Source organism: Burkholderia singularis (assembly GCF_900176645.1).
GTDB classification, from domain to species: Bacteria; Pseudomonadota; Gammaproteobacteria; order Burkholderiales; family Burkholderiaceae; genus Burkholderia; species Burkholderia singularis.
On sequence record NZ_FXAN01000094.1, the window covers coordinates 22699 to 48643 of the forward strand.

The following is a 25945-nucleotide window of genomic DNA, read 5'->3' on the forward strand; positions in this document are numbered from 1 at the left end:
GGACTCCATCGGGGCGTGCGGATTACACCGCACGCCCGAATCAGAACGAATGCCGCATCCCGATTCGGATGTCGGCCTGCGTTTGCGTCGTAGACGGCGTAAAGCTGTAGCCGATCACCGCATCGACGCCATTCGACGCGCGCAGATAATCGCCGGATACATAGACATCGGTCCGCTTCGACAACAAGTAGTGGAACCCCGCCGAGCCCTGGTTCCAGTGGTGCCCCTCAAAACGTGTGTGCTGATAGCCGCCGATGAAGCTGAACGCAGGCGTAATCTGGTAGCTCGCCCCGCCTTCGTAGACTTGCATGTGCGACGATTGGCCGAACCCTTTGATCGTCGTGTAAGTGAAATTGCCGATCAGCGTCAAATCCTTGATCGTATAGCTTCCGCCGACGCCCAACGTGCTCTGGCTATCCACGTCCATCGGCCTGCTCGAAAACAAATCGGAAACTTGCCCTGTAACCGGATCGACGCGAACCGTCGGCTGACCGAGAAAAGTCTTCACGCCGAGCATTGCATAAGGATCGAATGCATAGATACCGTTCGGATTGTTCAGACGCGTATACGCGGCACCCACCGACAGATCGCCTTGCGTATAGTTGGCGCCGACGCTGTATGCGCTGTTGCGGTGAAAGTTTCCGGCAACGTTGCCGAACGAGTACATTGCGCCGAACTTGAAGCCTCCAAACGTATTCGACAGAAACTTCACGGAGTTCGGCAACCGGTCGCCGTTGAACCGGTCGAAATCGCCCTGGTGAATCGCATAGCCGCTTGCCCATGCGGATACGTTGGTCAGGAAGACCATCTCCTCCGTCATGTCGAGCTGATTGCCGAACGATAGCGTGCCCCAATCGTTTTGTAATCCGACATATGCCTGCCGACCAAATTCCGATCCATTGAAACCGAGCGCGCCGGTTCCGAGCCGGAAGCCGGTTTCGAGTGTAAACACCGCTTTCAAGCCGCCACCGAGATCCTCGGTGCCTTTGAAGCCGATTCGGTTTCCATACGAGACGCCATCGTCGAACTTGAAGACGTGCGAGCCACCCGAATTATTCACGTAGGTCACGCCCCCATCAACGATGCCGTACAGTGTGACGCTGCTTTGTGCACGGACCGCAGCCGGCATACCGGCCATTGCGACCGCGACCGGAATCGCGCTCAGCCAAGCGACATTCGAGCTTTTCATCATCACCCTCCCCAAGCCATCGGAAAATTTCACGCGCGGTTCACGCGCCCGCGAGCACAGTCGAATGACGCCAAGCCACGGCGTCGCTCGCTGATACTGTTCGCGAAAAATACAAACCCATATTTCATTCAACCCGCGTAAACGCGACAGCGAATGTTCCACACGCGACTGCAAGCGTCGCGTGCTCCAATCGAACAGATATGGGAAAGGAAGTGAGATGGCCGCGACGAGCGCCTTAGCGGCCCCACGCAACGTAATAAGAAATGCCGATGGTCAGCACTGCACCAACCAGCGCAGCATAAGGCGCGATATCGAACCAGCGGCTGCGCTGCGATATCGTCAGCGAAATATCACGGTCCATTTGCTCAGGGAAACGACCACGGTCCTGCCAGTAATGGCGATAGACGAAAACCGGCACGATCAGCAGCATTGCAATCAAACCGTTACGCAGCGTACCTTTTCCTTGCAGATCCGCCCCGACGCCTACATAGACAAGATTCGCGTAGCCGCATACGGCACCAAGCACAAGCAACCATGTCGGGCACCGGAACGGCCGCGCCCGGTCGCCACGATCCATTCGATGAATCCATCCCGACTGCAAATTCAGGAAGACGAACAGCATGTAGCAGACATTCGAGACCGACAGCACAGTCATGTAGTCGGACATCATCAGCAGCACGAGATTGAAACCGAGATCGGTCCACATCGCGCGCGTCGGCGCACCATGCTCGTTGACGTGCGAAAGGTATTTCGGCAGCCAGCCATCAACGGACGCTTGATAGAGCGTGCGGGACGAGCCCATCATCGACGTCATCACGATCAGCAGGATCGACAGCATCAGCATCACGACGATCGCATTGGCCGCCCATGCACCGCCGCCGACGATACGCGCCATCGCAGCAGCAACACCCGTGCCATCCCCGATATGTGGATCGAGCATTGCCGCAGTGCCTAGTGCCCCCTGAAACGCCATTGGCACGAGTGTCATGACGATCAGGCACAGCGCGCCCGACCAGAAGATCGCCTTCGCGGTATCGCGGCGCGGATCGCGAAATTCGCGGGTGTAACACACTGCCGTTTCAAAACCGTATGACGCCCAGCCGGCCATAAACATCGCGCCGAGCGCCATCACGACACCCTGCCCATTCCAACTTCCGAACGAAGCCGCGGTCAGGTTGCCGTGTGCATCGCGTCCGAGCGGTAACAAAGGCAGCAGATTCGATATCGGCACATCGCCCGTGACGAACGGCACGATGCCGACGATCAAAAGCGGCGTCAATGACGCGATGCCGAGGATGCGCTGAGTACGCGCGGCTTTCGACGCACCGCTATGCTGCAGTCTGAAAGTGACAAGCAACAGAATTGCCGCGATCACAAAAGTTGCGTCGACACGCAGAGTAAGACCGGACTTGATGAAGCCGAGATCGAAGAGCGTCCACTTCCAATTGAGGATAGCCGCGTCGGCAGGAAACAAGCTGGTGAGTGCATAGCTCGCGGCAAGACCGCAGCCGAGCGCCAGCATCGGCGACCACGCGAGCCAGTTGCACCACACCGAAACGGGTGCGATCAACTTGCTGTAACGCACCCAACCCATCGCACCGTATACCGATGCGCCGCCCGATTTATGGGGAAATAGCCCGGAAATTTCCGCATAAGTCGCGCTTTGAATCAAACCCATCGTGATCGCGGCGATCCAGATCGCCCACGCGGGTTGGCCGACCGTCGCACATACGCCGCCGATCGTGAACAGCACACCCGCAGGCACACCGCTCGTTACCCAAAAAGCATCCTTCCAATCCAAGCCGCGATGCAGCGTGCGGCCTTCTTCTTCATGTGAGATCGTTGATTCGATATCGCTGGTGCTGCGCGTACGCAGTCCTGCTTGACTCATCAAAAGCCCTCCCGTGAGGAGCCCGAACAAGATTACATTCTACCAACAATTTTAAACAAAACTAAAAAAATGCTGATTTTTCCGCTTAAAAGTTCAATTTTTTGTTAATTAGTTCGGATAACTGTATATTTTATTTACCCTCCCAATGCACGCCTGAGCAGGCTCGCACGGGGTTCGTCAGGGCATTGAGCCGAGCCAATCGGCTACCCGATCGCGATGCGCCGCGATCCATGCATCGGCTGCGGCGGCCGGTTTCGTACCGTTCTGAATCGCGAGCATTACGGTGTCGATCTCGCCTGGCTTCCACTGAAATTTCTTCAGGAACGCGACAACCGGTTTAGCCTTCACCTCGAGGCCTGGGTTCGCGACGCTATCGACATGCTCTGCCGCGCCGTAAACCCTTTTGGGGTCGTCGAGAAAGCGCAATTTCCACTTCGCGAACATCCAATGAGGCGCCCATCCGGTCACGACGATCGCTTTGTTCGCGTGAATCGCGCGTGCCAGCTCCGCAGTCATCGCACTACCCGAACTCGGCATCAGCGTGTAGTCAAGGCGGTATGCCTTGAGCGCATCGTCGGTCTTGCGCATCAGGCCCGCACCCGCATCGATACCGACGATGCGGGCGCCAAATTCGGCTTTATTGGCGTTCAAATCCTCGACCGTCTTCGCATTCACGTAGGCAGGCACCACCAGGCCAAGCCGCGCATCCGGAAAATTCACGCCGAGATTGACGACCTTAGCTTTGAACTGATCCCAATACGCACCCTGCGTGGTGGGTAACCATGCAGACAACGTCGCATCGAGATCGCCGCGCGCAACGCCCTGCCACATTACGCCGGCTGCAACAGGAACAAGTTGGACGGGGTAGCCCAGCCGCGTCTCGATGACCCGTGCGGCGACATTGGACGTCGCAACACTATCGTCCCAGCCTTCGACATAACCAATTTTCAATATCGGCTTCGTATCAGCAAATGTCGATGAAGCCGCAAACAAAAACATCGACAGCACACCGCCGCTCACCCATTTTGCAAAGCGCTTCATGCTCGATCTCCCCGAGGTTTTCAAGACGCGAATGACCTCTTCAGATTCGTCGATCAGAAATCCCCGGTACTCCGTCTTTGCGACATGCATTTGCCCAACCACGACGCAGCGTGCCTATTTATCGACGACCAGATCGGACAGCGGCTTGCTGCAACATAGCAACACCATGCCTTGATCGATTTCCCTCTGACGGATGCCACCGTTGTGCTTCATGTCTACCTGTCCGGAGACCAGCTTCACCTTGCAGGTGCCGCACATTCCCTGGGTACACGACGCGGCTAAGCGCACGCCTGCCAACCGCGCGGCGTCCAGTACGTTTTGATCCGGATTACAGATGATTTCGCGCCCGCTTTTCGCAAAACTGACCGCATACTGCCGGGCTTGGGTGCCGCCTGCGCTCCCCGGCTCAGCACTGCACGGCTCACCTTGCACATTGCCGCCGCTCGTCGGCCCGTCCTCTTCGATAAGCGTTTCGAACGAAAAACTCTCCTCGTGATAACGGCTGCGATCGAATCCCGCTTCGTCTAGTAGATCCCGAACAGCTTTCATATACGGCGCCGGCCCGCAAGTGAAAATTTCCCGATCGAGAAAATCCGGGGCGATCAGCTTCAATAGCGGCAGGGACAAATAACCGGTTACGCCGTGCCAGTTAGTACGCGCGCCAAGCCGCTCGCAAACGAACGCCGTGCGGAAATTCGCCTGAGACGCGGCAATCAGATCGAGTTCGCGCGCAAAGATGATGTCGTCCGGCGTGCGTGCGCTGTGCACGAACACAATGTCGCGATCTTCGGCAAGGTCGTGATGCGCTCGACTCATCGACATCAGCGGTGTGATGCCTGAGCCCGCAGACAAAAACAGATACTTGCGAGCGGGATGCCTGGCGCAACTGAATACGCCCGCTGGCCCGAGCACACGGATCGCCGCGCCGGGCCGCAGATTGTCGTGCAGCCAGTTCGACACCCTTCCGCCGGGCACGCGCTTCACCGTGATCGAAATCGTATGCGGCCGTGCCGGCGACGATGAAATCGTATAGCAGCGGTTAAGCGTTTCGCCGTCGATGTCCAGTTCCAGCGTGACGAACTGCCCCGGCTCGAACGAAAATGCCCGCCCTTGACGTGAACGAAAGAAGAAGCTTTTGACATCGTGCGTTTCCTGCCGCACCTGGCAGCAGACGAGCGATTCCTCGACATCGCTCGTCCAGCGTTCCGGCAATTCCCGCCAGAACGCCGGACGCGTCACGCGGCTGTCGACGGGCTCGAAATTCTCGGTATCTCGCATCATGTTGCACTCCGTCGCCGCGCTAGATGCCAATATAGGCGGCCAGCCGGTCGATATACCATTCTGAGAATTTCTCGACATACCCTTCGGTGTACGGAGAATATGGGCCCGGCTCATAGGCACTGCTCGATGCGCCTCGCTGGGAAAACTCGACGAGCGCACGATCCTGGTCGTTCGTCGCGTTCCAGACGGCAGTCAGATTTTTCACGTCGTAATCGACACCTTCCTGCGCATCCTTGTGTACGAGCCATTTCGTTCGCACGAGCGTTTCGCCAGGCGACAACGGAATGACCGAAAAAGTCACGATATGGTCACTCATGAAGTGATGCCATGAATTGGGTTGCGTCCAGAAAGACAAGCCACCAAGATCAGCGCGGCGGAATTCGCCAAGCAGCTTCTTCGACGCGATCCTTGCATCGAGCGTTTGGGATTCGCCGCTGCGATCGAGCGGCAGGCGCTGCGTGCGAAAACCGGTCACGTCGGTCAGGCGCTCGATTTCGACGGACGGCAGATTCAGCGCCTCCCACTGCGCGGCGCGCTCGACGCAGACACGTTCGAACTCGGCCATGCCTTGCGCATTGGTCGGCGACGGCTGATAGCCGAATCCATATTCGTACAGCGAAACGACCAGTTCCGGATGGTTCGCGATGCAGTGGTAGCATTCGCGATTGTTCTCCATCGTCAGCTTCCAGTTACCTTTCTCGACGATATCGACCTGTGCCGCAATTTTCGTGTTCGGCAAATCATGCGGCAGCATGTACGGCTCCATCGCCGCGCGCATCCTGGCGAAATCGGCAGGGGGTTCATCGGCGAGACAAACGAACAAAAGCCCCGCCAGATTTTGCAGATGCACCGGCTTGAGGCTGTGCTTGCAACGATCGAATTGCTCGCCCATGTGCTCGGCAAACATGAGTTTGCCGGTCAAATTGTAGGTCCAGCTATGATATGGGCAGACGATATTGCCGACCGATCCCTTCTCCTCGTTACACAATCGCGCGCCCCGGTGGCGACAGACGTTGTGAAATGCGCGGATCTCCATATCGTCGTCGCGCACGATCAAAATCGAATCCGATCCAATCTCGATCGTTACGTAGTCTCCCGGCTCGGGCACGTCCGGTTCGACCGCCACCTGGATCCAGTGCCTACGAAATATCGCGTCGATATCAAGTGCGAAAACCTCGTCGCTCAGATAAAACGGCGCCTCCAAGCTATGGCCTGCTTTGCGCCGCGCCACCAGCGCGCGGATGTCTGCCGATACTGTCATCTTTTGCTCCGGATTCCTTGGTTTTTGCCGACAGGCATCGTCGATTCAATAGTCGATAAGCCGATGCTCGCGCAAATACGCGAGAATCACTTGTGCTTTTTCGACCGAACTCCCTTCAATTACGACGTTTCCGCCACGGCTCTCGGTGGTCGTCGCGCTCAGCATCCGTGCATGGCCCGAACGCTTATCCGTCGCCGCGAGCTTCACCGGCTGGCGAGTCGCGGTGCGCTTCGTCCATTGCGCGGCCTCGGTCAATGCGTCCACCGTAACGCGCCCCGCGCGCACGGCGCCCGCACGCAATCGTGCATACGCGTAGCGCGGCGCAGCGTTCGCAAGCGGATGCACGGCGACGACAGCGGGCAACGCCGCGTCGACACGTCTTCGCAGACCTTTCGGCAAGAACTGACGCAGCGTCGCCCTGCCCGCCTCGACGCCAACATCGACCGCCGCCCCGGCAAATCGCCAGCCCAGTGATGTCGCCAAGCGATATGGCAACATGCCGGAGTCATACGCCCCTTCCGCTCGGGTTCCGGTCAGCACGAGATCGCAACCACGCACGCGTGCGGCAAGCGCGGCGATCGCATCGTCACTGTCCGCGCATTCGAGCACTTCGATCTCTGCCGCACCGAGCGCAAGATAATCGGCAAGCGCCGGATTGCCCGGATCGCCCGCATGGATCACGTCGAGCCGCGCGCCATGCTCCGCGGCAAGCGCGCGACCGATGTCGAGCGCCGCCGCGTCGTTGCGGCTGTAGCGCGGCACCCCTGATACCGGGTTGCGCCCGATCGACACCAGCACCGCGATAGTTTCGAGCCGGCGATACGAGTTCATGCAATCACTCCTTCCTGCTCATGCGAATGCCGCACGACGCCTGCCTGTGCATTCGCCGCGCGTGCGGCACCTACCGCCTCGGTCAATGCGGCGATCGTTTGCTGAGCATCACCGACGATAGTCAGGTTCGCGCGCTTGACGATCGGTGCGCTGCCGTCGAGATTCACCGCAATCACATGTCGGCAGTCCTTGATTCCTTGCAAGTGTTGGACGGCCCCCGAAATGCCGAACGCGATATAGACACTCGCTTCGACCGTCTTGCCCGTCGCGCCAACCTGCTTGTCACGTGCGAAGTGGCCGTTGTCGACCGCGACGCGGCTTGCGCCGATCGCCGCGCCGAAGGCCGTTGCCAGCTGCTCGAATGCCGCGATATCGGTCACGCCGTTGCCGGCCGACACGATGAAATCCGCCTCTTCGAGCGCGACTTGAGCCGCATCGATCGCTTCAATGCCGAAATCCCGATATGCATCGCCAGCAGCCGAACTGAAGCCGGAGGACGAATCGATCGCGAGCGCACGCGCCGCGCCCGAGAACGGGAGTTTCGTTTCAACGGCATTCGGTGCAAGCAGCACGACGTCGGGCAGCGAGCGCGTCGCGAAACTGCGTTTTGCGTCGGTATAGACACCCACGTGCCTGGCGTCGATCTCGACAACATGCGTCGCGACGCTCGCATTCATTGCGGCGGCATAGCGGCGTCCGAGATCGCCGCTACCTGACGCGTCGTCAGGCATGAACACGTGCCGCGGCGATAATACGGCAGCACACGTTCGCAATGCGTCGAGTTCGCGCTCGGGGTCAAACGTCCGGCGATCGAAATCAGGCAAGACGATCAGCGCATCGGCGCCAAGCGCTCCTGCGTCGTCGATCAATGCGCCGAAAACGACGAGCACGACTTCGGTTTGCGCGTCGGCAATCAGCGCAGCCGCCGCGATCGCCTGGCGTGCGTGATCATCGAGCGTGCCGCGCTCACTGTGGCACGCAACCAGCAACACGCTTTTTGCATCGCGCACTTCGCGCAGCGGCTTCGCCGATTCCACGTGCCCGGCGCGCGGCTGCCACTGCGCGGCATCGGCCGGTATGCCGCCCGTCTCGCCAAGCGTGATGCGCCTGAGCCCTGCCGCCGTCACAACGAACGGCCGGCGTGGATCGATTCTTTTGAGCAGCGTCATGGGTTACTCCAACGATGCGGCGACCAGTTCTGCGATGTCGAGCACGTCGGGCCGTGGGCCGACGACGCCTTCGAGCATCGCGGTGCAATTCGGGCAGCCCACCGCGACTACTTCGGCGCCCACCGCCTGCGCGTCGGCAATCCGAATGTCTGGAATCCGCTGCTTGCCGGGAATATCGGTAAGCGGCGCGCCGCCACCGCCGCCGCAACAGCGGCCGCGCACGCCATGCCGCTCCATTTCGACGATTTGGATGCCGATCGTCTTCAGAAGCTTGCGCGGCGCATCGATCTGCCCGTTGTAGCGGCCGAGATAGCAAGGGTCGTGATAGGTAATACGCTTGTCACGCAGCGCTTCGGCCGCGCGCGGCGAAATTTTGCCCGCTGCGACCAGTTCCTCGATGAACGCCGTATGGTGCTTCACGGTATATCGCACGCCAAGTGCCCGATATTCGTTTTGCAGGCTGTGCATCACGTGTGGATCGGCCGTCACGATCTGCCTGAACGAAAGTTTGCCGAGCGTATCGATCAGGCGCGTCGCGCTTTGCATAAACGTCGCCTCGTCGCCAAGCCGGCGTGCGACGTCGCCCGTATCCGTTTCCGCCGCACCAAGCACCGCATAGTTGACACCTGCGCGATTCAGCACTTTTACGAGCGCGCGCAGCGTGCGCTGATAGCGCATGTCGAACGCGCCTTCGCCCGCGACGATCAGCACATCGACAGGATGTGCCGGTTGGGCGATGCGTGCGCCAAGATCGACCGCCCAGTCGTAGCGCGCTGCCACGTCATAACCGCCCATCGTGCCTGTTTCGCGCAGATTCGCGAGCACTTGCGCCCCCTTGCCAGGCACCGCTCCGTGAACGAGCGTCTGGTTGCGGCGCATGTCGACGATCGCGTCGACATGCTCGATCAGCATCGGACATTCGTGCACGCAGGCACGGCATGTCGTGCACGACCACAACGTATCGGCCTCGATCAGTTCGGGCACGATCGCGCGTTGCGGCGCACCGCCATGCTTGCCGACCGGAATGCCCGGCGTGGGGCTGCCTGCATAGGCCGAATCGGTGCCGCCCGCCATCCCGACGACGAGATCCTGGATCAGCTTCTTCGGATTGAGCGGCTGACCGGCCGCGAACGCGGGACACGCGGCTTCGCATTTGCCGCACTGCACGCATGCATCGAAGCTCAATAGCTGATTCCAGCGGAATTCCACGGGTCTCGCGACGCCGAATTCGTTATGTTCGACATCGGCAGGCTTCAGCGCGTTCGGCGGTATCGCAGGGCCACCCGCATACGCGGTGCGCGTCGCATCGAAGCGCTCCTGACGCGGATGAAACGCAAGGTGCAGCAGACCGGCAACCGCATGCTTCATCGGGCCACCGCGCGCCGCGCCCACTGTCATCGCGAACGCGCCCGCGCCGGTCATCAGCGCACAGAGCAACGCGAATCCGCCCGACATCACCGACGCTGGCACGAACACCAGCAGCATGAGACCGAGCGAGAATGCCCCGAGCAACCACGGCAGCCTATTCCAGGGGCCGCGCGACAGTCTGGTCGGCACGTCCTTCGCATGCCGCCGGCGCCAAACGTACACCGCGCCGACGAACATCGCGAGCGCTGCAATGAAGATCAACACATCGAGCCACGGCGAATAGAGTGCCAGCCCGTAGTTGACGAACACGAGCATGAGCGCGGCTATCGCGCCGCCGGCAGTCGCGACATGCGTTTTCGCGATATACGGATCACGGGCGACGACATGATGCAAATCGACGAAATAGCGCTTCGGAATCGTCAACAAGTGGGTAATTCCGAACGTGCCGGGCACGCTCGCGCGGCCAAGCCGCCAATATGCCGCCCGCTTCGCAACGGCAAACGCGAGCCCTATGATCGACAGCCACAGCAGCACGGTAATCAGAATGGCCGGATTCATCTGTCAGAAATCCTTAGCAAGTCGCAGTGCATCGTAGATTGCGCCGTGGATGTTGTGCATCGAGATGCAATCGCCGACGCGAAACAACAGGAAACGGCCGTCGCCCAGCGCTTCGGCCAAACACGGCTGAGGTTGCGCAGCGAAAAGCTTATGAACGTCGATCTGCCCGCGGTTCACCGATTCCGGTTTCAGTTGCCAGTACAGCGCATCGTTCGGCGCGATGCCGTTCTCGATCACGACTTGATCGACCACGCGCTCCTCCTGCTCTTCCGTGTATTCGTTGCGCAACACGGCGATCTTCTTGCCGTCTTCCTCATACACGCGATCGAGCCAATAATTCGGCGTATGGATCACGCCTTGCGCATACAACCTGCGATAGAAGATCGGGAATGTCGTGCCGCCGCAATCGTCAGCAACTTTCACGTCCGGCGTGACGATCTCGACCTGGGAGTCGCGGCTCGCGATGAAATCCGCCACACCCGCGCCTGCGTGCGTGCTGACCCCGTCGTAAACCAGCACGTTGCGCTTCGGCTCAACGCGGCCCGACAGGATGTCCCACGCGCTGACCGCGAGACCGTCGGCGACGCCCCATGCGCTCACCTGCGAAGTGAAACTCGCGCCGCCGGTCGCAAGCACGACAATATCCGGCTTCTCGGCGAGAATCGCTTTCATGTCGGCTTCGACGCCGAGCCGCCGATCGACGCCCAAGCGCTTCGTCTCCAGATCGAACCAGCGCACGATGCCCGCCATCTGTTCGCGCTGCGGCGCCTTGGCCGCCAGCAGGATCTGCCCGCCGACTTCGCGATTCTTTTCGAACAACACGACATCGTGACCGCGCGCACGCGCGACGCGCGACGCTTCGAGTCCAGCCGGCCCCGCGCCGACGACGACAACCTTGCGTTTCGGACCGCGCGATTTCTCGATCACGTGCGGCATCGTCGCTTCGCGCGACGTCGCCGCATTCTGCACACACAGCACGTCGAGCCCGTTGTACTGACGGTCAATGCAATAGTTCGCACCGACGCACTGCTTGATCTCGTCCTCACGGCCATCGCGAATCTTGATGACCATATGCGGATCGGCAATCTGCGCACGCGTCATCCCGACGAGGTCGACCATCCCGTTCGCGAGCAGCCGCTCGGCCTGCCCCGCGTCGCGAATGCTCTGTGCATGCATCACCGGCACCTTGACGACCGATTTGATGCCTGCCGCGAGGTGCACAAACGGCTCCGGCGGCAATGCCATCGGCGGCATGCAATTCGCGAGCGTATTGTGTGTATCTGCTCCCGAACCGATTACGCCGAGATAATCGATGAGGCCCGTGTCGGACATCGCATGCGCGATCTCCTTCAACTGCACGTGATCGAGGCCGTCCTCATGAAATTCGTCACCGCACATCCGCAAGCCGACGCAGAAATCGCTGCCGACCGCTTCGCGCACCGCACGCAGTACCTCCAGACCGAAGCGCAGGCGGTTCTCGAGGCTGCCGCCCCATTCGTCGGTCCGGAAATTCGTGCGCGGGCTCCAGAACTGATCGATCAGATGCTGGTGCGCAGCGGAAATCTCAATGCCATCCATGCCGGCGTCTTTCACACGCTTGGCGGCCGCGGCAAAATCGCCGATGATGCGGCGGATCTCCTCCGGTTCGATCACTTTCGCATTGCCGCGATGGACAGGCTCACGCACACCGGACGGTGACATGAGATGCGGCCAATGCTCGCCATGGAACGCCGATCGACGGCCCATGTGGGTGGCCTGAATCATGATCTTCGCACCATGCCGATGCATCGCTTCGGCAAGGCGAGCGAGCGGCTCTATCACTTTGTCGGTCGACAAATTGACCGATTTCCACCAGCCTTGCGGGCTGTCGATCGATACCGGGCTCGATCCTCCACAGACAGCAAGGCCAACACCGCCTTTCGCTTTTTCCTCGTAATAGCGAATATAGCGCTCGCCCGGCAACCCGCCCGGCTCGGCATAGACTTCGGCATGCGCGGTGCTGACGATCCGGTTGCGCAGCGTGAGCTGGTTCAGCGTCAGTGGTTTGAACAAGTGGGGGTAACGCATTTCGGTCGACCTCTGACGTTTATGCTAGCGAAATGTGATGTTGTCCTGACGAATACCGTGTCAGCACGCGAGCGGCGACACTTCGAAAACGCAATAGTCGTGCCCTTCGGCCGCACATTGCGTCTCGCGAGACCACGCGCGCGGCGCGTTATTGTTTTCCGGTGTCGTATCGTTGACCCAGTCCATCGCACCGGCGAACCAGCCCGCGAACATATAGCAGAGCTTGCCTTCCTTGCCTGGCTGCGCGAGTACGAACGACGAGTGGCGCAGTTCGATGCGGGCGCGCGCCTGAATGGGGTCGGCGTCGACGATCGAAAACAGCCCCCAGCCGCGCTGAGACAGCCTTTTCAGGTAATGCTCGAACACCGCAAGCCCGGCGAGCCCGTGCTGTTTCGCTTCCTTGTCGCACCAGTGATAGGCTGACTTGTAGCCGGCCCGATAGAGAATCTGCGCGTACACGTCGCGGCCAAGCGCCTCCTCAACCGCCGTGTGATTGTTCGTGAAAAAATGACGCGGCACGTACAGCATCGGCAGCGCGTCGGTGGTCCAGACGCCGGTGGTCGGATCGACGTCGATCGGCAATTGCGGTTGCATCGTGTGGCTCCGAAAGAATTGCGTGCGCCGCGGCGGCTTGTGCGCGGCACTTATCCATCTGCCGTGGCGAATCGCGGCTTATTGAATCAAGTGATCCAATACACGGGAATTCGGATATCTGATCGCCTGAAACTAGGCACCCCAAACTTCCTTGAACACGCGCACCCAGTTTTCGCCCATGATCTTGCGGATGCGCGTCTCCTTCCAGCCTGCGCGCTCCATCGCGGCCGTCAAATTTGGAAATTCGCCGATCGTGCGGATACCTTCAGGGTTCACGACTTTCCCGAAATTCGTGAGCCGCCGGTAACGTCCCTTGTCGTGAGTGAGCCAATCGAAAAATTCGACGCTATAGCCCTGCGTAAAATCGGTGCCGATGCCAACCGTATCCTCGCCGATCAGATTTACGACATAGTCGATTGCTTCGATATAGTCATCGATCGTCGCTTCGATCCCACGTTTCAGGAACGGCGCGAACATCGTCACGCCGACGAATCCGCCGGCATCGGCGATTTCCTTCAACTGCGCATCGCTTTTATTGCGCGGATGTTCCTTGAGCCCGGACGGCAGGCAATGCGAATAGCAAACGGGCTTCTTCGAGAACGCGATCGCCTCCGACGACGTGTTGCCACCCACATGCGAGAGATCGACCATGATCCCGACGCGATTCATCTCGGTAATCACTTCGCGGCCGAAATCGGACAATCCGCCGTCGCGCTCGTAGCAGCCGGTGCCGACAAGATTTTGCGTGTTGTAGCAAAGTTGAACGACGCGCACGCCCATGTCGGCAAACGCCTCGATATAGCCAAGGTTGTCCTCGAATGCATGCGCATTCTGAAAACCGAGGATCACGCCGGTACGGCCCTCCCGCTTGGCCCGCAGGATGTCGTCCGTCGTGCGCACGAGCGTCAGCAGTTCACTGTTGTCGCGAATCTGCTTTTTCATCTGCGCGATGTTGTCGACCGTCTTCGCGAAGTTCTCCCACACCGACACCGTGCAGTTCGCGGCCGTCACGCCGCCTTTGCGCATATCTTCGAATACTGAACGGTCGAATTTCGAGATATTCAGGCCGTCGATGACGATGCTGTCTTCGTGCAGCGTACTCATGGGTTGAAGGCTCCAGTCTCAGTTTATTTCGCGCGTAATCCGGTTCGGCGGTGCAGCGGCCGGGGTACGATTTTCAATAGATCGGAAAACGTTCGCAGAGCGCGAAGATCTCCCGACGCACTCGTTGTTCAGTCGCACGGTCCCCTTCGGGATTTGCGCGCAATGCGTCGAGCACCTCGACGATCAGCCTACCGACCTCACGAAACTCCGTGACGCCGAAACCGCGCGTCGTACCAGCCGGCGTGCCGAGACGAACGCCAGAGGTGACCGTCGGCTTTTCCGTATCGAACGGAATCCCGTTCTTATTGCACGTGATGCCTGCACGTTCGAGCGCCTGCTCGACCTGCATGCCTTTCAACCCTTTGGGCCGCAAATCGACAAGCAGTAGATGATTGTCGGTGCCGCCCGTCACGAGATCGACACCGCCTGCCTTGAGCACGTCACCGAGTGCTTGCGCGTTCGCGAGTACTGCATCAATGTAGGTCTTGAAGCTGCCCTCCAGCACTTCGCCGAACGCCACCGCTTTACCGGCAATCACGTGCATCAGCGGGCCACCTTGCAGACCGGGAAACACCGCCGAATTAATCTTCTTCGCAATCTCGTCTTCATTGGTGAGCACGAAGCCACCGCGCGGGCCGCGCAGCGTTTTGTGCGTCGTCGACGTGACGACATGCGCATGCTCGACCGGATTCGAATGCCGCCCCGCAGCGATCACGCCGGCGATGTGCGCCATGTCGACCATCAGCTTTGCACCGACGGCATCGGCAATTGCGCGGAAGCGGGCAAAATCGAGCTTGCGCGGATACGCGGAAAAACCCGCGATAATGAGGGCAGGCCGATGCTGACGCGCGAGTTCATCGATCTCGTCGTAATCAATCAACATCGTGTCGCGATTGACGCCGTACTGAACCGCGTTGAACCATTTGCCGGACAGCGCGGGTTTCGCCCCGTGCGTCAGGTGCCCTCCCGCGTCGAGCGACATTCCAAGCACCGTGTCGCCCGGCTTCGCGAGCGCCAGCATCACGGCGCCGTTCGCCTGTGCGCCCGAGTGCGGCTGCACGTTCGCATGCGCCGCACCGAAAATGCGCTTCACGCGCTCGATCGCCAGCACCTCGATTTCATCCACGCATTCGCAGCCGCCGTAATAGCGCTTGCCGGGGTAGCCCTCCGCATACTTGTTCGTCAGCACCGAACCTTGTGCTTCGAGCACCGCTCGGGACACGATGTTTTCCGATGCGATCAATTCGACCTGAGACTGCTGCCTTTCGAGTTCCTTGACGATTGCGCCCCGCACGGACGCGTCGCGCTGCGCAAGCGATTGCGAAAAGAATGGGTTGGCGTTCGACATCGAGCTTTCCGTGACTGGAGTGGAGAATGGCCGCAAGACCCGGCCAAGCCCGTCTCGCGGCGTTCCGGCGTGCCTTCGAAGCAAGCGCCGACGGCTCTATTCTTGTCGTTCGGATTTTTTGCCTATTGATGAATTCAGACGCTTTCTTTTCCTTTTCCGACATCCCCGTCCGTTTTGAACAAGTAGCGCTCGGCTAGCCGATCCGACCACTAAAAAATGGCGTTCGTACTGCGTGCGGCACTGACACGGTGCCGCTGCTGCACCCGTGTCGAGCCACGGCTCCCGCACACGGTGCAATGCAGCAACGCGCATGTGTGCGCCGGACGCTTCGATCTAGGGTTTAGCCGTATGGCACGCTTGTTGCGCTCGCTCCCACAATACGCGAGCCGAGTGCCCCGGCGTCGCATCGAGCTCAAATAAGGAACGTTCCCCCATGTCGCCCGACCGCACCGCGTCGATGTCACATTTCGCGTTCATGCCGCTGCCGAACTTCACGATGATCGCGTTCACCAATGCGATCGAAGTCCTCAGGATGGCAAACTATTTGAGCGGTCAGTCGCTTTATCGCTGGTCGATCATCAGTCCGAACGGCGGCACGATCACCGCAAGCAATGGGCTCTCGGTCGATACCGGCCCGGCCGAATGCGTCGGGCAGCCGGATGCCGTATTTGTCTGCGGGGGCGTCGACGTGCAGCACTCGACGCTGCCCGAACACTTGGCCACGCTGCGCCGCTTCGCCCGCGCCGGCGTCACGCTCGGCAGCCTGTGCACCGGCACCTATGCGCTTGCGAAAGCGGGTCTGCTGGTCGGCTACGCGTGCGCGATCCACTGGGAAAATCTGTCGGCCCTGAAGGAGGAATTTCCCGAAACGCGCTTCCTGAAGGAATTGTTCGTGATCGACCGCGACCGCATCACCTGCACGGGCGGCGTCGCGCCGCTGGATATGATGCTGAACCTGATCGCCGCGCGCGTGGGCACCGCACGCGTCACACAGATCGCCGAGCAGTTCATCGTCGAGCACGTGCGCGACACGCATGCGCAGCAGCGGATGCCGCTTGTCGCCCGACTGGGTTCCGCGAACAAATCGCTGTTCGAAGTAATCTCGCTGATGGAAAACAACATTGAGGAGCCGCTGTCGCGCGAGGAACTCGCTCGGCTCGCAAACATGTCGCAGCGGCAGTTGCAGCGACTCTTTCGCGAGCACCTCGGCATGACGCCGACGCATTATTACTTGACCCTGCGCCTGCGCCGCGCCCGCGAATTGCTGCTGCAGACCGACATGTCGATCATGCACATCACGATGGCCTGCGGCTTCCAGTCCGCCTGCCACTTCAGCAAGAGCTATCGTGATGCGTTCGGCACCGCGCCGACGCGCGAACGCCGCAAGCAGGTTGCCCCGCTCGCTCAATCCGCGCTGCCGGGCAGCGCAACCGCGTCGCCGCTGTTGCTTCACGCATGAGACTGCGCTCGGCACCCGCTCGGACTTCCGAATAATTTGATGCCTGCCGCTCCCCCGCGAAGGAGCGGCGCAACGCTGCCGGCACGCTCGATTGCACCGGCAGCCCGCGCACCGCGAAAACGAATATCAAGCCGCTTTCAGCATTCCATGCGGATCGATGACGAATTTGCGCGGCGCGCCGCCGTCGAACTTCCGGTAGCCTTCAGGCGCCTGATCGAGCGAGATCACCGTTACATTGACGATTTGCGCGATCGGCAACCGGTCGAACAAGATCGCCTGCATCAGATTGCGATTGTATTTGAGCACGGGCGTCTGGCCGGTATGGAACGTGTGCGACTTCGCCCAGCCCAGACCGAAACGGATACTCAGGCTGCCGTGCTTCGCGGCGGTGTCGACCGCGCCCGGATCGTCGGTCACGTAAAGGCCCGGAATCCCGATCGCGCCAGCCGGCCGCGTGATCTCCATCAGCGCGTTCAGCACCGTTGCGGGCGCCTCCGCTTCGTGGGCGGACGAACCATGACCGTGGGCCTCGAAGCCGACGCAATCGATCGCGCAATCGATCTCCGGCTTGCCGAGAATCTGCTCGATCTGCTCACCGAGCGTCGCGTCCTGCGACAAATCGACAACTTCGAATCCCATCGCCTTTGCGTGCGCGAGGCGCTCGGCATTCATGTCGCCGACGATCGTGCATGCCGCGCCAAGCAGGCGCGCCGACGCGGCGGCCGCCATCCCGACCGGCCCCGCGCCTGCGACGTACACGGTCGACCCCGGCTTCACGCCCGCAGACACGGCGCCGTGATAGCCCGTCGGCAGGATGTCGGACAGGCACGTGAGATCGCGAATCTTCGCCATTGCCTGATCTCGATCGGGAAATTTCAGCAGATTGAAATCGGCATAGGGAACAAGCACGTATTCGGCCTGACCGCCGATCCAGCCGCCCATGTCGACATAGCCGTATGCGCCGCCCGCGCGCGCGGGGTTGACGTTCAGGCACACGCCCGTGTGCTGTTCGCGACACATCGCACAGCGACCGCACGCGACGTTGAACGGCACCGACACCAGATCGCCGATCTTCAGCGTCTCGACATCGCGCCCCACCTCGATCACCTCGCCCGTGATCTCGTGGCCAAGCACGAGGCCGACGGGCGCTGTCGTGCGGCCCCGCACCATGTGCTGATCGGAGCCGCAAATATTCGTGCTGACCACTTTCAGAATGACGCCATGACCAATCGCACGGCCGCTCGGATCGACCATTTTCGGATAGTCGATGCTCTGCACTTCGACACTGCCTGGCCCTTGATACACGACACCTCGGTTGCTGCTCATCGCATTGTCTCCATGTCTCGTTGGCATTGCGCCGCGCGCCGCCGGGCCGGCGCCCAGGCATCAGCCGGCGTCGCGCACGCCTATCGAGCGTAGCTTGCAAGCCGGTGGACCAAGCAGCCAAAACCGACACCGGCTTGACGATGCCCGCCATCGCCGATGCTGCGGCGCAACGTCAACAAGAAGGGACAATAGGATGGGATGCGGCGCATGCGTCATGCCGCGGCATCGTCCTCAGCAAGTTGGAACAGGCAATCGCCGCGCTGCACCTGAGCGGGTACGCGCTTGCAGATCACCTCGCCGTCGCTGTCGAAACATTGCGTGACCGGCTCGCGCAGCGGCGTGTCCGGAAAATGGATCAACGCCGCCGGCTGACCTGCCCGCACCCGCTCGCCGAGTTCGACGAGCGGCTCGTAGAGCCCCTTGTCGTATGCGTAGACATAATGCCGAGCGCCGGCCACCCGCATGAAGCGCGTCTGGGCCGGCGGGCCGTCCGGCACCAGAGGGCCGTGTAGCGCGCCGACGAAGCCGAGAAAATGCAGCAGCCCCCGGCGCGCGTCGCGAATCAGCGCGGAATCGGACATCCCGCCGCCGCCAAGCTCGGTCAGGATCGAGATTGCGCCTTGCCGGCGCGCGGCAGACGACGCATGCACCGGATTAGGCGCATGCACGAACGCGCGCGGCAAGCCAAACGCGGCGAGCAGCGCGCGCACGCGCGCGCGTTCGGCAGCGTCGCGCGGTTCGAGCGCAAGCATGTTACCGCCGTGATATAGCAGCGAGCTGCCGCCCGAATGCAAATCGACGAGATACTGCGCGCGCGGCAGCAGCGTGTGCTCGATGTAGTCGGCGATCACCGCAGTCGGCGAGCCCATCGGGTCGCCGGGGAAACTGCGGTTCAGATTTCCGCCATCGAGCGGCGACACGCGCAATCCGGCCTCCGCCGCCGGAAAATTCGCCATCGGCAAAACGATGAGCTGCCCGTCGACCATTTGAGGATCGATTTCGATCACAAGCCGCGACGCAACAATCTGCCCTTCGTACTCGTCGCCATGATTGCCCGCCAGCACGAGCACCGTCGGGCCGCTACCGTTGCGAATCGACACGATCGGCAACGGGATCCATCCGTATGCCGAACGATGGACCGAATGCGGCAAACGCAGATAGCCTGCGTGCTTGCCGTCGGCATCGAGATCGATTTCACAGTGGATCGGGTTGCGAAAGCCAGGGGTATCGGTCATGATCGGCATCGGCCGGCGACGGCCACAGGGCAAACGAGGCGATGCGAAAAAGCTTACTCGGAATCGTTCTCGCGTGGACGGCGCACAGCTCACGGACGACAGGATCGTAACGCGCCGCCATACCGGCTGAAACCATGGAAGCGTCCGATCGTTATCCGCATCGTGTTGCTTTGGATAGCGGACGAACGGGATTGCCGCCGCACGAATAGCCGCAATCCGCCGATTCTGCTAACGTGGTCCTGCGTCGCAGGCAATGCACGCGCAATGGGCAAAATAGGAGAATCGAGCAAGCGCAATGCGCACTGTCGCATGCGCCGAGGCAATCGCGGCCGTCGGTGCGCCTCGCCGGCTCCGGCGGCGAGAGCTCTCCCTCCCACGGAGATCGACGTATGGCAACGGAATATCAGTTCGACGTGTTCGGCAAGCAAATCTGGGTCGAGCGTGTACAAGATCGCTGGGTGCCGTTCTATCCCGGCAACGACGGCAAGCGCCGCCCCGCACATTTCGTGATCCCCGATTTTCTCGACGCCGCCGAGCTGGGCCAGTACCTCGGCGATCTGTTCCATGAGAGCGCGACCCCTGACAAAGGCAACGTCAAGCGCCTCGATCTTCCGGAACCGGACTGATCCGGCCCGTCCCGATTCCGCATGGCCGCCGGCCGCAAGGACCGGCCCGGCCGCCGCCTGCTGCTCCGCCATGCGCAATCCGAATAAACTTTTCGTGCCGAATGGCGTCCGAACGCAGGATAGCCAATCACACCAGCGCCGCCCGCGCGCCGGTACGCATATTCGATGAAACTTCAGATTCCTCAGCAATCGGACAAACTCGTGCGCCATAACGTCAACTGGGTGCTGAACGCCTTCAAACGCTTCTCAGCCGACCGTTGTCCGGCCATGGCGGCAAGCATCGCGTTTTACGCAGCGTTTTCGCTTGCGCCCACGCTCGTGATGGTGATCGCCGTCGCAGGCTGGTTCTTCGGCGCCGACGCCGCGCGCGGCGAAGTGTTCAACCACGTGCACGAGCTGATCGGCAACGAAGCCGCGGCCGGCGTGCAGACGATCGTCGAGAATGCTCACCGCAGCGGCAGCCGCGGCGGCATAGCGGCCTTGATCTCGTTCGCCATGCTCGCAATCGGCGCATCCGCGACGTTCGCGTCGCTGAACACAGCGCTGAGCATCATCTGGCCTGCCGATGGCGAGCGCGCGTCGTCAGTGCTCGGGCTCGTGCGGGTCCGGCTGATTTCGTTCGGGCTGGTACTCGGCGTCGCGTTCCTGTTGATCGTCTCGCTCGTGCTTGATACGGCGATCACGTTCATCGGCCACTGGCTGTGGGGCAATTCGCCGTATGTCGTCATCGGCAATGCGTTGCAATTCTCAGTTGGCATTGCCGTACTCGCCGCTGCGTTCGGCACGCTGATGAAGTTCCTGCCGGACGCGCGCGTACCGTTTCGCGACGCGATGACGGGCGGCATCGTCTCTGCCGTGCTGTTCTCGGCGGGCAAGAAACTCTTCGCGCTGTATCTCGCGCATGCGGGCACCGCTAGCGCATTCGGCGCAGCGGGTTCGTTCGCAGTGCTGCTGATGTGGCTGTACTTTTCGGCCGCCGTGCTGCTGCTCGGCGCGGAATTCGCTGCAGCGCGCAACGCCACGCATCTTCACGCCCAAAACGAGACTTCCTCCCCAGCCGCAATGCGCGATCGTTCATCCAGTTAATTCGATGGCCATGCGATCCCAGAATCGCAATATCCCTTCGAATTCCATACTGTTTTATTTATTTTAACTTTCTCGGATTCTTCTTATCGCGCACTCGGCTGGGAAAGCGCGCCCATATCTCGCGCGCAAACGTTTGCTCGCTCATTTTTTTACATCAAACGAGCGAAAACACGCAGCGCCGCAAACAATCCCTGCTTGCCGAAACAATCGCAGAACGGCACCTGGAATTCCCACAACAAATAGAAACAATTCATTATGTATTTGATGCAAAAGGGATTTATAGCGACTGTCACCTTTATGAGACACTTTTTGTTTTTATGATTTCTTACGTTGGGTGCATTACGCTATTCTGCAAATCGCAACAAAAACGATTGACTCGCGTGGAGAAAAACCCAATGAAAAAGCTCACTTTGTCGACTCTGTCTCTTGCACTCCTAAGCGCTGCCGGCGCAGCTCATGCGCAAAGCAGCGTTACGCTGTACGGCGTCATCGACACGTCGATCACTTACGTTCACGGTGTCGACGGTCAGTCCAAGAATCTCTGGGCAATGGGTAGCGGCAACCTGCAAGGCAGCCGTTGGGGCCTGAAGGGCGTCGAGGACATCGGCGGCGGCTTGAAGGCGATCTTCCAGTTGGAAAACGGCTTTGATTCGTCCAATGGCCGACTCAATCAGGGGGGCCGTATCTTCGGCCGTCAAGCGTTCGTCGGGTTGCAAAGCAACCAGCTCGGTACGCTCACGCTCGGCCGTCAATACGATCCGCTCGTCGACCTCGTCCAGCCGATCACTGCCGACAACTACTTCGGCTCGCTGTTCGCCACCCCGGGCGATGTCGACAACAACGACAACAGCCTGCGCGTGAACAACGCGGTCAAGTACACGTCGCCCGTGTATGCCGGCCTCCAATTCGAAGCCATGTATTCGTTCGGCGGCATCGCGGGCCGCGCCGGTTCGGGCCTCACGTATTCGGTGGCGGCGGCTTACAACAACGGTCCGTTCAGTATCGCAGGCGGCTACTTCAACGCAAACAACCTGCTCACCGCGGATCGCCCGAACAACGCATGGACCGCGCCATCGGCGGACGCGCTGTTCGACAGCCACATCAACGACGCCTACATGAGCGCGCGCAGCGTAGCGATCGCGCAAGTGGCCGCGCAATACGTGTATGGTCCGTTCACGTTTGGCGCCGGCTATGCGAACTCGGAATTCGACCGCGACGGATACTCGGTGGCGGGCTTCCACAAGAGCCAATACTATGACACCGGCCGCGGCTTCGTGATCTATCAGGCCACGCCGGCGCTGATGCTCGGCCTTGGCTATATCTTCACGAAGGCGCGTGGCGACGCGGACGCGAAGTATCACCAAGTTTCGGTGGGTGCCGACTACTCGCTGTCCAAGCGCACGGACGTCTATTTGGCAGGCGCGTACCAGCACGCCAGCGGTACACAGCTGATCAATGCCGGCGGCACGCTGGTTTCGCAGCCGGCGCAAGCATCGATCGGCTCGTATGGCTACAACGGCACGAAGAACCAGGAAATGGTCGCGGTCGGCCTGCGCCACAAGTTCTAAACGCGGCACCGCCTGCACGTACTTCGGCTTCGCGGCAGCACATTCGTGCGTCGCGAAGCCGAAACCGCGCACTTAACCCCGCAGTCAACCCGATACGTACACCGACGGCTGTTTTTCTACATCCTTCGAACGATTCGGCAGACGGACAAAAAAACCCCGCGCTTTCACACGCGGGGTTTTTTTCGGACTTATCGCAAGCCGGACGACTCCGGCAAACCGCACGCCGTCCTTACGCTGCTGCGTCCTTCAGCTTCTTCAGCGCACGCGCCTTGACGCGAACGCTCGCCGGCTTGGCCGGGAACCAGCGCTCTTCACCAGTGAACGGGTCCTTGCCGAAGCGCTTCTTTTTCGCTGCCACGGCTTGTGCGGTGATCTTCAGCAGGCCCGGCAGCGTGAACTCGCCCGCACCCTTCTTGTGGATCGAACCGAGGATCGTGTTCTCGAGCGCTGCCAGCACTGCCTTCACGGTTTTCAGCTCGACCTCGGCGCGCTCGGCGATGTGAGCGGCGAGCGATGCCTTGGTGAACGAATCCTTGATCGGCGTCGGAGCGGCGGGCGCCTTCGCGACGGCCTTCTTGGCTACGACTTTTTTCACGGGCGCTGCTTTCTTGGCAGCCACTTTCTTGGCCGGTGCGGCAGCCTTCTTGGCTACCTTTTTTGCGGAAGTCGCCATGTTTCTCCTACCAGGTGTGGTCATTGGATACACGAAGCGCGCAACATGCGAGCTTCAACGCCGGATTCTACAAGCGCCGCGTCGCTTCGTGCAGCACTTTTGTGCGTATTTAGCGGGTTTCCCGCAGATTTTGTTGCGCGCCGCCGACTACGATCCCGCATTCGCCCGTGTAGGCAAAGGTTTTCGTACCGCGCTCAAGCCTGCGGCGACCGGGAATCATGCTCGGGATTTGCATTCCTATGCTTTGCGCCAATATCGCATCGCTCGGAACCTGGATTGCGCGAACTCCGCTACGTGAGGGATCTTGACGGTATACATGCTGCCGCCGTCACATCCGCTTTCGTCGCTCATCGAGCGGCGTGCCCGCTCGGCCGATGCAGTCAAGCTCCGCGTCCAAGGTAATTTTCCCGATCAACGGCGCGCTGATCGTGGGCCAGCCCACCGCAGTCGGCGCACGATCGGGCCCGGTGTGCCAGGCTGGCGCGACCCGTTTCCGGCTGGCGAACAGGTCAGCATTCGGTCGAGAAGCTGCGCGAAGAAGCGGGCCGATCGACGATCACGGTAGCGTCGGCTACGGTTTCCGCATCCGCCACCCTCTGATTGCAGCGCATTCCGGCGTGATACAGGCAGCCCGCCAGAGGCTGCACATACTGCCGCCGCTACGCGCCCCCTTCGGAATCCTGCCATTGCGGCTCGCAGCAGTGCTTGTCCAACTACGACGCAGTACCGAATGTGCGCTCGACTACCAGGAACCGCTCAATGCCGCATTGCGCGATCGCTACGCGACGCGAAAAGCAGGGCTTCCGATCCCCCTCTCTACCGACTCGCCGCGCGCCGCCGAACGCATCATTCCGCGACTTCGCCCGCACCGCCGCCCGTGCCTGCAATGGCGCATCGAACAAAATCCCCGTCTCGAGAGAACCGGGGATTATGGAACCATCGCCACACACCGCGACATTTCAGAATTCAGAACAAAGCGCCGTCATGCAGCCGATGCGGCCACCGGCAAACAGGTTCGTAAATAAGCTTCGAAATCGCGGCCCACTTCCGGATGCTGAAGCGCAAGCTCGACAGTCGCCTTCAGATAGCCGAGCTTGCTGCCGCAGTCGAAGCGCGTGCCGTAATAGCGGTACGCGAGCACCTGCTCCTCGGTCAGCAGCGACTGCACCGCGTCCGTCAGTTCCATTTCGCCGCCCGCGCCCGGCTTGATCCTGCGCAGATGATCGAAGATGCTCGGCATCAGTATGTAGCGCCCGACGACGCCCAGATTCGACGGTGCCTGCTCCGGCGCAGGCTTCTCGACGATGCCCGACAGCTTGATGATGTCCTCTTCCCACTCGCGCCCCTCGACGACGCCATACGAACGGCTATCTTCGCGCTCGATGGTTTCGACGCCGATCACCGTGCTGTGATAGTGATTGAAAACGTCGACAAGTTGCTTGAGCACGGGTCGATCGCCGTACAGCAAATCGTCGGCGAGAATCACGGCAAACGGCTCGCCGTGCACGAGCTTTTCCGCGCACTGCACCGCATGGCCCAGCCCGAGTGCGGAGGGCTGACGCACATAAAAGCAATCGACATGGCTCGGTTTGATGCTGCGCACGAGTGCGAGAAGTTTTTCCTTGCCGCGCGCCTCCAGCTCGGATTCGATTTCGAACGACTTGTCGAAATGATCCTCAATCGCACGCTTGCTGCGGCCCGTCACGAAGATCATTTCGGTGATGCCTGCATTGATCGCCTCCTCGACCGCATACTGGATCAGCGGTTTGTCGACTACCGGCAGCATCTCCTTGGGACTCGCCTTGGTCGCCGGCAAAAACCGTGTGCCTAGGCCGGCAACGGGAAACACGGCTTTGGTGACTTTCAACATGATCACATCCCGAATATTTGGAGGTAACCCGGCTATCGGATGTCGATATCCGGAAAGCATCACACTAAATTTAGCACCCGACAATTAAATCTTTTGTTATTCGATATGAGACGTCCGGATTCACTTTCATACGCTCGAGCTTATAATTTCCAAAAGGCCGGTCAATCCCTCCGCCGCGCCACTTGCTTTTCGATAGCTTGCCGATTCGATCCTACGCTCCATTTACCGGTACTGCTCGAACTCCTCCGAATAACGCGCATCGCGCCGCCCCAAGCCACGGCCATTGATCGGTTCGTTCTTCAGCGCATCCCGATAAGCCGACAAAACGGCCATTACGAGCAATATGGCACCGATCGCGATCCAATGAATATCCATTGCAAACTCCCCACCCCGTTCGGTT

The 25945-nt window shown here is 60.5% G+C and carries 23 protein-coding genes; 6 read left to right on the plus strand and 17 right to left on the minus strand.

Annotated elements, in window-relative coordinates:
* Positions 1–40: 40 nt before the first annotated feature.
* The 12 genes from BSIN_RS20140 to BSIN_RS20195 form a co-directional block, all read right to left on the minus strand.
* On the minus strand, positions 41–1189 hold the full coding sequence (locus BSIN_RS20140; protein WP_089341819.1) for a porin: 1149 nt from the start codon (positions 1187–1189) through the stop codon (positions 41–43).
* A 235-nt stretch (positions 1190–1424) separates the two neighbouring features.
* Positions 1425–3080 carry a trimethylamine N-oxide permease gene (locus tag BSIN_RS20145; protein WP_089341753.1) on the minus strand — a complete coding sequence of 552 codons (1656 nt, stop codon included), beginning with the start codon at positions 3078–3080 and terminating at the stop codon, positions 1425–1427.
* Positions 3081–3257: 177 nt separating this feature from the next.
* Positions 3258–4121 carry a glycine betaine ABC transporter substrate-binding protein gene (locus BSIN_RS20150; protein WP_059514844.1) on the minus strand — a complete coding sequence of 288 codons (864 nt, stop codon included), beginning with the start codon at positions 4119–4121 and terminating at the stop codon, positions 3258–3260.
* 114 nt (positions 4122–4235) lie between these two features.
* Entirely contained in the window at positions 4236–5402 is a 1167-nt protein-coding gene (locus tag BSIN_RS20155) for an FAD-binding oxidoreductase (RefSeq protein WP_069235628.1), read from the minus strand.
* Between the two features lie 19 nt (positions 5403–5421).
* A complete protein-coding gene (locus BSIN_RS20160) occupies positions 5422–6663 on the minus strand; it encodes an aromatic ring-hydroxylating oxygenase subunit alpha (protein ID WP_059514848.1) in 1242 nt (413 codons plus the stop codon).
* Positions 6664–6708: 45 nt separating this feature from the next.
* Positions 6709–7494 (minus strand): drug:proton antiporter, encoded by a 786-nt coding sequence (locus BSIN_RS20165; RefSeq protein ID WP_089341754.1) that lies wholly within the window; start codon positions 7492–7494, stop codon positions 6709–6711.
* Entirely contained in the window at positions 7491–8663 is a 1173-nt protein-coding gene (locus BSIN_RS20170) for an electron transfer flavoprotein subunit alpha/FixB family protein (RefSeq protein ID WP_089341755.1), read from the minus strand. The genes BSIN_RS20165 and BSIN_RS20170 overlap by 4 nt, the downstream gene beginning before the upstream one ends.
* Positions 8664–8666: 3 nt before the next feature.
* Positions 8667–10589, minus strand: coding sequence for a (Fe-S)-binding protein (locus BSIN_RS20175; RefSeq protein ID WP_089341756.1), 1923 nt, complete (start codon positions 10587–10589; stop codon positions 8667–8669).
* A 3-nt stretch (positions 10590–10592) separates the two neighbouring features.
* Positions 10593–12656 carry an NADH:flavin oxidoreductase gene (locus tag BSIN_RS20180; protein WP_089341757.1) on the minus strand — a complete coding sequence of 688 codons (2064 nt, stop codon included), beginning with the start codon at positions 12654–12656 and terminating at the stop codon, positions 10593–10595.
* Between the two features lie 60 nt (positions 12657–12716).
* On the minus strand, positions 12717–13250 hold the full coding sequence (locus BSIN_RS20185) for a DUF5943 domain-containing protein (RefSeq protein WP_089341758.1): 534 nt from the start codon (positions 13248–13250) through the stop codon (positions 12717–12719).
* Positions 13251–13382: 132 nt separating this feature from the next.
* Positions 13383–14354 (minus strand): dipeptidase, encoded by a 972-nt coding sequence (locus BSIN_RS20190; RefSeq protein WP_089341759.1) that lies wholly within the window; start codon positions 14352–14354, stop codon positions 13383–13385.
* Positions 14355–14427: 73 nt separating this feature from the next.
* Positions 14428–15702: a serine hydroxymethyltransferase gene (locus BSIN_RS20195; protein WP_089341760.1), complete on the minus strand. Its 1275-nt coding sequence runs from the start codon at positions 15700–15702 to the stop codon at positions 14428–14430.
* Between the two features lie 433 nt (positions 15703–16135).
* Between BSIN_RS20195 and BSIN_RS20205 the strand changes: the two genes are divergently transcribed.
* Complete coding sequence (locus tag BSIN_RS20205; protein WP_089341761.1) at positions 16136–17161, plus strand: GlxA family transcriptional regulator; 1026 nt, start codon at positions 16136–16138, stop codon at positions 17159–17161.
* A gap of 126 nt (positions 17162–17287) precedes the next feature.
* Here the strand turns inward: BSIN_RS20205 and fdhA are convergent, their stop codons facing one another.
* Complete coding sequence (gene fdhA, locus BSIN_RS20210; protein ID WP_089341762.1) at positions 17288–18487, minus strand: formaldehyde dehydrogenase, glutathione-independent; 1200 nt, start codon at positions 18485–18487, stop codon at positions 17288–17290.
* A 212-nt stretch (positions 18488–18699) separates the two neighbouring features.
* Complete coding sequence (locus tag BSIN_RS20215; protein ID WP_089341820.1) at positions 18700–19722, minus strand: succinylglutamate desuccinylase/aspartoacylase family protein; 1023 nt, start codon at positions 19720–19722, stop codon at positions 18700–18702.
* A gap of 389 nt (positions 19723–20111) precedes the next feature.
* Between BSIN_RS20215 and BSIN_RS20220 the strand changes: the two genes are divergently transcribed.
* The 3 genes from BSIN_RS20220 (at position 20112) to BSIN_RS20230 (ending at position 23002) form a co-directional block, all read left to right on the plus strand.
* Entirely contained in the window at positions 20112–20348 is a 237-nt protein-coding gene (locus tag BSIN_RS20220; RefSeq protein WP_059514867.1) for a DUF7661 family protein, read from the plus strand.
* A 165-nt stretch (positions 20349–20513) separates the two neighbouring features.
* The gene (locus BSIN_RS20225) at positions 20514–21434 is read left to right on the plus strand and encodes a YihY/virulence factor BrkB family protein (protein WP_369828217.1); all 921 of its coding nucleotides are present in this window, start codon (positions 20514–20516) and stop codon (positions 21432–21434) included.
* 395 nt (positions 21435–21829) lie between these two features.
* Positions 21830–23002 carry a porin gene (locus tag BSIN_RS20230; protein WP_059514871.1) on the plus strand — a complete coding sequence of 391 codons (1173 nt, stop codon included), beginning with the start codon at positions 21830–21832 and terminating at the stop codon, positions 23000–23002.
* Positions 23003–23231: 229 nt separating this feature from the next.
* Here the strand turns inward: BSIN_RS20230 and BSIN_RS20235 are convergent, their stop codons facing one another.
* On the minus strand, positions 23232–23675 hold the full coding sequence (locus BSIN_RS20235) for an HU family DNA-binding protein (protein WP_059514874.1): 444 nt from the start codon (positions 23673–23675) through the stop codon (positions 23232–23234).
* Here BSIN_RS20235 and BSIN_RS26270 point away from each other — a divergent pair.
* Both BSIN_RS26270 and BSIN_RS25550 read left to right on the plus strand, forming a co-directional pair.
* Positions 23674–23973 (plus strand): hypothetical protein, encoded by a 300-nt coding sequence (locus BSIN_RS26270; protein ID WP_218192435.1) that lies wholly within the window; start codon positions 23674–23676, stop codon positions 23971–23973. The two genes, BSIN_RS20235 and BSIN_RS26270, sit on opposite strands and share 2 nt — an antisense overlap.
* A 76-nt stretch (positions 23974–24049) precedes the next feature.
* Entirely contained in the window at positions 24050–24700 is a 651-nt protein-coding gene (locus BSIN_RS25550) for a hypothetical protein (protein ID WP_143757501.1), read from the plus strand.
* Here BSIN_RS25550 and galU read toward each other — a convergent pair.
* Together galU and BSIN_RS26055 are read right to left on the minus strand one after the other, a co-directional pair.
* Complete coding sequence (gene galU / locus BSIN_RS20240; protein ID WP_089341763.1) at positions 24658–25545, minus strand: UTP--glucose-1-phosphate uridylyltransferase GalU; 888 nt, start codon at positions 25543–25545, stop codon at positions 24658–24660. The genes BSIN_RS25550 and galU overlap by 43 nt on opposite strands.
* A gap of 222 nt (positions 25546–25767) precedes the next feature.
* The gene (locus tag BSIN_RS26055; RefSeq protein ID WP_069235618.1) at positions 25768–25920 is read right to left on the minus strand and encodes a hypothetical protein; all 153 of its coding nucleotides are present in this window, start codon (positions 25918–25920) and stop codon (positions 25768–25770) included.
* Positions 25921–25945: the final 25 nt, after the last annotated feature.

What these genes read in the sequence shown, in the direction of transcription:
- BSIN_RS20140 (WP_089341819.1), bottom strand. Translation starts at nt 1,189, where the DNA reads ATGAAAAGCTCGAATGTCGCTTGGCTGAGCGCGATTCCGGTCGCGGTC.
- BSIN_RS20145 (WP_089341753.1), bottom strand. Translation starts at nt 3,080, where the DNA reads ATGAGTCAAGCAGGACTGCGTACGCGCAGCACCAGCGATATCGAATCA.
- BSIN_RS20150 (WP_059514844.1), bottom strand. Translation starts at nt 4,121, where the DNA reads ATGAAGCGCTTTGCAAAATGGGTGAGCGGCGGTGTGCTGTCGATGTTT.
- BSIN_RS20155 (WP_069235628.1), bottom strand. Translation starts at nt 5,402, where the DNA reads ATGATGCGAGATACCGAGAATTTCGAGCCCGTCGACAGCCGCGTGACG.
- BSIN_RS20160 (WP_059514848.1), bottom strand. Translation starts at nt 6,663, where the DNA reads ATGACAGTATCGGCAGACATCCGCGCGCTGGTGGCGCGGCGCAAAGCA.
- BSIN_RS20165 (WP_089341754.1), bottom strand. Translation starts at nt 7,494, where the DNA reads ATGAACTCGTATCGCCGGCTCGAAACTATCGCGGTGCTGGTGTCGATC.
- BSIN_RS20170 (WP_089341755.1), bottom strand. Translation starts at nt 8,663, where the DNA reads ATGACGCTGCTCAAAAGAATCGATCCACGCCGGCCGTTCGTTGTGACG.
- BSIN_RS20175 (WP_089341756.1), bottom strand. Translation starts at nt 10,589, where the DNA reads ATGAATCCGGCCATTCTGATTACCGTGCTGCTGTGGCTGTCGATCATA.
- BSIN_RS20180 (WP_089341757.1), bottom strand. Translation starts at nt 12,656, where the DNA reads ATGCGTTACCCCCACTTGTTCAAACCACTGACGCTGAACCAGCTCACG.
- BSIN_RS20185 (WP_089341758.1), bottom strand. Translation starts at nt 13,250, where the DNA reads ATGCAACCGCAATTGCCGATCGACGTCGATCCGACCACCGGCGTCTGG.
- BSIN_RS20190 (WP_089341759.1), bottom strand. Translation starts at nt 14,354, where the DNA reads ATGAGTACGCTGCACGAAGACAGCATCGTCATCGACGGCCTGAATATC.
- BSIN_RS20195 (WP_089341760.1), bottom strand. Translation starts at nt 15,702, where the DNA reads ATGTCGAACGCCAACCCATTCTTTTCGCAATCGCTTGCGCAGCGCGAC.
- BSIN_RS20205 (WP_089341761.1), top strand. Translation starts at nt 16,136, where the DNA reads ATGTCGCCCGACCGCACCGCGTCGATGTCACATTTCGCGTTCATGCCG.
- fdhA (WP_089341762.1), bottom strand. Translation starts at nt 18,487, where the DNA reads ATGAGCAGCAACCGAGGTGTCGTGTATCAAGGGCCAGGCAGTGTCGAA.
- BSIN_RS20215 (WP_089341820.1), bottom strand. Translation starts at nt 19,722, where the DNA reads ATGACCGATACCCCTGGCTTTCGCAACCCGATCCACTGTGAAATCGAT.
- BSIN_RS20220 (WP_059514867.1), top strand. Translation starts at nt 20,112, where the DNA reads ATGGCAACGGAATATCAGTTCGACGTGTTCGGCAAGCAAATCTGGGTC.
- BSIN_RS20225 (WP_369828217.1), top strand. Translation starts at nt 20,514, where the DNA reads ATGAAACTTCAGATTCCTCAGCAATCGGACAAACTCGTGCGCCATAAC.
- BSIN_RS20230 (WP_059514871.1), top strand. Translation starts at nt 21,830, where the DNA reads ATGAAAAAGCTCACTTTGTCGACTCTGTCTCTTGCACTCCTAAGCGCT.
- BSIN_RS26270 (WP_218192435.1), top strand. Translation starts at nt 23,674, where the DNA reads ATGTTTCTCCTACCAGGTGTGGTCATTGGATACACGAAGCGCGCAACA.
- BSIN_RS20235 (WP_059514874.1), bottom strand. Translation starts at nt 23,675, where the DNA reads ATGGCGACTTCCGCAAAAAAGGTAGCCAAGAAGGCTGCCGCACCGGCC.
- BSIN_RS25550 (WP_143757501.1), top strand. Translation starts at nt 24,050, where the DNA reads ATGCAGTCAAGCTCCGCGTCCAAGGTAATTTTCCCGATCAACGGCGCG.
- galU (WP_089341763.1), bottom strand. Translation starts at nt 25,545, where the DNA reads ATGTTGAAAGTCACCAAAGCCGTGTTTCCCGTTGCCGGCCTAGGCACA.
- BSIN_RS26055 (WP_069235618.1), bottom strand. Translation starts at nt 25,920, where the DNA reads ATGGATATTCATTGGATCGCGATCGGTGCCATATTGCTCGTAATGGCC.